The sequence below is a fragment of the Mycobacterium sp. genome (assembly GCF_035640695.1).
Taxonomy (GTDB): Bacteria; Actinomycetota; Actinomycetes; order Mycobacteriales; family Mycobacteriaceae; genus Mycobacterium.
In genome coordinates this window covers 1-4,157 of the sequence record NZ_DASQVQ010000031.1, presented here as the reverse complement: position 1 = coordinate 4,157, position 4,157 = coordinate 1, and the positions used below count along the sequence as shown (strand labels likewise).

Sequence of the window (4,157 nt, the reverse complement as noted above, 5' to 3'; positions counted from 1 at the left end):
GTTTCGTAATCCTTGCCGGACCTTCGACCACGGTGCTTGATGACCGCAACCCCCGGCAGATGGGGCGCGACGCGCAGCACGATCGGGTTCATGTACTTGATCTGCAGGCGTTCGAACCAGGGCGGGAACCGCATCGGCACGCCGGGCGCGTTGTTCGGATGATCCTTTGTGGACATGGCCGCTCCTACTGGCGATAACAATTTGGGCTGCTCTGGGACAATAGTCGGCGTGACCGCATCAAGCCCGCTGCTGGCCCGCGTCGACCTGCGCGGCGCCGAGCTGTCCGCTGCCCGTTTGCGGGCCGCGCTGCCGCGGGGCGGTGTCGACGTCGACGCCGTCGTGCCGAAGGTCCGTCCCATCATCGACGCGGTCGCCCAGCGAGGCGCCGAGGCCGCGCTGGAGTTCGGTGAATCCTTCGACGGGGTGCGGCCGGCCGCGGTCCGGGTGCCGGCCGCCGAGCTCGACAACGCGCTCGACGAACTCGACGCCGGCGTGCGGGGGGCGCTGGAGGTCGCGATCGAACGCACCCGCGCCGTGCACGCCGACCAGCGCCGCGCCGACGTCACCACGACGCTCGGGCCGGGTGCGACGGTGACCGAGCGCTGGGTTCCCGTCGAGCGGGTCGGGCTGTATGTGCCGGGCGGCAACGCGGTGTACCCGTCGAGCGTGGTGATGAACGTCGTGCCCGCGCAGACAGCGGGCGTCGACTCGCTGGCGATCGTCAGCCCGCCGCAGGCGCAATTCGGCGGACTGCCGCACCCGACGATCCTGGCCGCTGCCCGGCTGCTCGGCGTCGGCGAGGTCTGGGCGGTCGGCGGTGCGCAGGCCGTCGCCCTGCTGGCCTACGGCGGCATCGACACCGACGGCGCGGAGCTCGCGGCCGTGGACATGGTCACCGGCCCGGGCAACATCTACGTCACCGCCGCGAAGCGGATCTGCCGCTCGCAGGTCGGCATCGACGCCGAGGCCGGCCCGACCGAAATCGCGATCCTTGCCGACCACACCGCCGATCCCGCGCACGTCGCCGCCGATCTGATCAGCCAGGCCGAGCACGACGAGATGGCCGCCAGTGTGCTGGTCACTCCAAGCGTGGAACTGGCCGCGGCCGCCGACCGCGAGGTTGCCACCCAGCTGGAAACCACCGTGCACCGCAAGCGGGTCACCGCCGCGCTGACCGGTAAGCAGTCGGGCATCGTGCTTGTCGACGACCTCGACGCCGGCGTGCGAGTCGTCAACGCCTACGCCGCCGAACACCTGGAAATCCAGACCGTCGACGCCGCGGGCGTCGCGAACCGGATCCGTTCGGCCGGCGCGATCTTCGTCGGCCCGTGGTCACCGGTGAGCCTCGGCGACTACTGCGCCGGCTCCAACCACGTGCTACCGACGGCGGGCTGCGCGCGCCACTCCAGCGGGCTGTCGGTGCAGACCTTCCTCAAGGGGATTCATGTCGTCGACTACACCGAGTACGCCCTGAAGGACGTGACGGGGCATGTGATCACGCTCGCCGAGGCGGAGAACCTGCCGGCCCACGGCGAGGCGGTGCGCCGGAGGTTCGAGGAGTGACGAGCCGCGCGCGCGAAGAACAAACAGGGCGGCCGGCCGGCGACCGCGTCACGCTGGACGACCTGCCGCTGCGCGAGGACCTGCGGGGCAAGTCGCCGTACGGCGCACCGCAGCTGAAAGTGCCGGTGCGGCTGAACACCAACGAGAACCCGCACCCGCCCACACCGGCGCTGGTCGACGACGTCACCCGCTCGGTGCGCGAGGCCGCCACCGACCTGCACCGCTATCCCGACCGCGACGCGGTCGCACTGCGCACCGATCTGGCCTACTATCTATCGCTGCAGACCGGTGTCCAGGTCGGTGTCAAGAACCTTTGGGCCGCAAACGGTTCCAACGAGATTTTGCAGCAGCTGCTGCAGGCCTTCGGCGGGCCGGGCCGCACCGCGCTCGGGTTCGTACCGTCGTACTCGATGCATCCGATCATCGCGGGCGGCACGCAGACCGAATGGCTCGAAGCCCGTCGCGCCGACAACTTCAGCATCGACGTTGACGTCGCGGTGCAGGCCATCAACCACCGCATGCCCGACGTGGTGTTTGTCGCCAGCCCCAACAATCCGTCCGGGCAAAGTGTTTCGCTGCCCGAGCTGCGCCGGCTGCTCGACGCGATGACCACCGGCATCCTGATCCTCGACGAGGCGTACGGCGAATTCTCCTCGCAGCCAAGCGCGATCGCGCTCGTCGACGAATATCCGACCAAGCTCGTCGTCACCCGAACCATGAGCAAGGCGTTCGCATTCGCCGGCGGCCGGCTCGGGTACCTGATCGCCGCCCCGGCGGTGATCGACGCAATGCTGCTGGTGCGGCTGCCGTATCACCTGTCGTCGGTTACCCAGGCCGCCGCCCGCGCGGCGCTGCGCCACGCCGACGACACCCTCGGCAGCGTGGAGAAATTGATCGCCGAGCGGGACCGCGTCTCGAAAGCATTGGCGAGCATGGGTTTCCGTGTGATTGCCAGCGACGCCAACTTCGTGCTGTTCGGCGAGTTCGCCGACGCGCCGGCCACCTGGCAGCGCTACCTGGACGCCGGAATCCTGATCCGCGACGTCGGGATCGCCGGTTACCTGCGTGCCACCACCGGGCTCGCCGAGGAGAACGACGCGCTGCTGGCCGCCAGCGCCGAGCTCGCGCCCACCGAACTCGCCCAACCTCTAGGAGCTCAGTGACCGAACACCGACACGCCCGCGTTGAACGCAGCACCAAAGAGTCCGACATCGTCGTCGAACTGGACCTCGACGGCACCGGCAACGTCGACGTCGACACCGGCGTGCCGTTCTACGATCACATGCTCACCTCGCTCGGCAGCCATGCGAGCTTCGACCTCACCGTCCGCGCCAAGGGCGATGTGCAGATCGAAGGCCACCACACTATCGAGGACACCGCGATCGTGCTCGGGCAGGCACTGCGCGAGGCGCTCGGCGACAAGAAAGGCATCCGCCGCTTCGGCGACGCGTGGATCCCGATGGACGAGGCGCTGGCGCATGCCGCCGTCGACGTGTCCGGCCGGCCGTACTGCGTGCACACGGGTGAGCCTGATTATCTGCGGCACACCACGATCGCAGGTTCCAGCGTGCCGTATCACACCGTCATCAACCATCACGTGTTCGAGTCGATCGCGATGAACGCGCGCATCGCGTTGCACGTCCGCACGCTGTACGGGCGCGACCCGCACCACATCACCGAGGCGCAGTACAAGGCCATCGCCCGCGCGCTGCGCCAAGCCGTCGAGCGCGATCCGCGCGTGACCGGCGTGCCGTCCACCAAAGGCGCATTGTGACAAGCAAATCCGTCGTCGTCCTGGACTACGGCTCCGGCAACCTGCGCTCGGCCCAGCGCGCGCTGCAGCGCGTCGGCGCCAACGTCGAGGTGACCGCCGATCCCGGACCGGCGGCCGCGGCCGACGGGTTGATGGTTCCGGGCGTCGGTGCATTCGAGGCATGCATGACCGGGCTGCGTGGCATCGGCGGCGAGAAGATCATCGCCGAGCGGCTGACCGCGGGCCGCCCGGTCCTCGGCGTATGCGTCGGCATGCAGATCCTGTTCGCCCGGGGCGTGGAATTCGGCGTGGAAAGCACGGGCTGTGGCCAGTGGCCCGGGGCGGTGACGAAGCTCGACGCGCCGGTGATCCCGCACATGGGCTGGAACGTCGTCGAACCGGGCGAGGGCAGCACGCTGTTCAAGGACCTCGACCCGGGCACCCGCTTCTACTTTGTGCACTCCTACGCCGCACAGCGCTGGGAGGGCAACCCCGACGCGGTACTGACTTGGGCGACGCATCACGTGCCATTCCTCGCCGCAGTCGAGGACGGTGCGCTGTCGGCGACCCAGTTTCACCCCGAAAAGAGCGGCGACGCCGGCGCGGCGCTGCTGAACAACTGGGTCGACGCACTCTGACTAAGGTTGTTCTTCGTGCCTTTGATACTTCTGCCCGCGGTCGACGTGGTCGACGGCCGCGCCGTGCGGCTGGTGCAGGGGCAGGCGGGCAGCGAGACCGAGTACGGGTCGGCCCTCGACGCCGCGCTCGCCTGGCAGCGCGACGGCGCCGAGTGGATCCACCTGGTCGACCTCGACGCCGCATTCGGCCGCGGCGACAACCG

General features: G+C 69.3%; 5 protein-coding genes and 1 pseudogene. 5 read left to right on the top strand and 1 reads right to left on the bottom strand.

Annotated elements, in window-relative coordinates:
• Positions 1–176, bottom strand: a pseudogene (locus tag VE759_RS03825) (nitroreductase family deazaflavin-dependent oxidoreductase); the annotation flags it as partial.
• Between the two features lie 70 nt (positions 177–246).
• On the opposite strand from VE759_RS03825, the gene hisD reads away from it, so the two are divergent.
• The 5 genes from hisD to VE759_RS03800 form a co-directional block, all read left to right on the top strand.
• Positions 247–1,563, top strand: a complete 1,317-nt coding sequence (gene hisD, locus VE759_RS03820; protein WP_324928394.1) for a histidinol dehydrogenase — start codon at positions 247–249, stop codon at positions 1,561–1,563.
• Positions 1,560–2,726 carry a histidinol-phosphate transaminase gene (locus tag VE759_RS03815; RefSeq protein WP_324928392.1) on the top strand — a complete coding sequence of 389 codons (1,167 nt, stop codon included), beginning with the start codon at positions 1,560–1,562 and terminating at the stop codon, positions 2,724–2,726. Before hisD ends, VE759_RS03815 begins: the two co-directional genes overlap by 4 nt.
• Positions 2,723–3,337: an imidazoleglycerol-phosphate dehydratase HisB gene (gene hisB, locus VE759_RS03810; RefSeq protein WP_324928390.1), complete on the top strand. Its 615-nt coding sequence runs from the start codon at positions 2,723–2,725 to the stop codon at positions 3,335–3,337. The genes VE759_RS03815 and hisB overlap by 4 nt, the downstream gene beginning before the upstream one ends.
• Positions 3,334–3,954: an imidazole glycerol phosphate synthase subunit HisH gene (hisH, locus tag VE759_RS03805; RefSeq protein ID WP_324928389.1), complete on the top strand. Its 621-nt coding sequence runs from the start codon at positions 3,334–3,336 to the stop codon at positions 3,952–3,954. The genes hisB and hisH overlap by 4 nt, the downstream gene beginning before the upstream one ends.
• Positions 3,955–3,969: 15 nt before the next feature.
• The coding region (locus tag VE759_RS03800) for a HisA/HisF-related TIM barrel protein (protein WP_324928386.1) at positions 3,970–4,157 on the top strand (188 nt) is incomplete at its 3' end.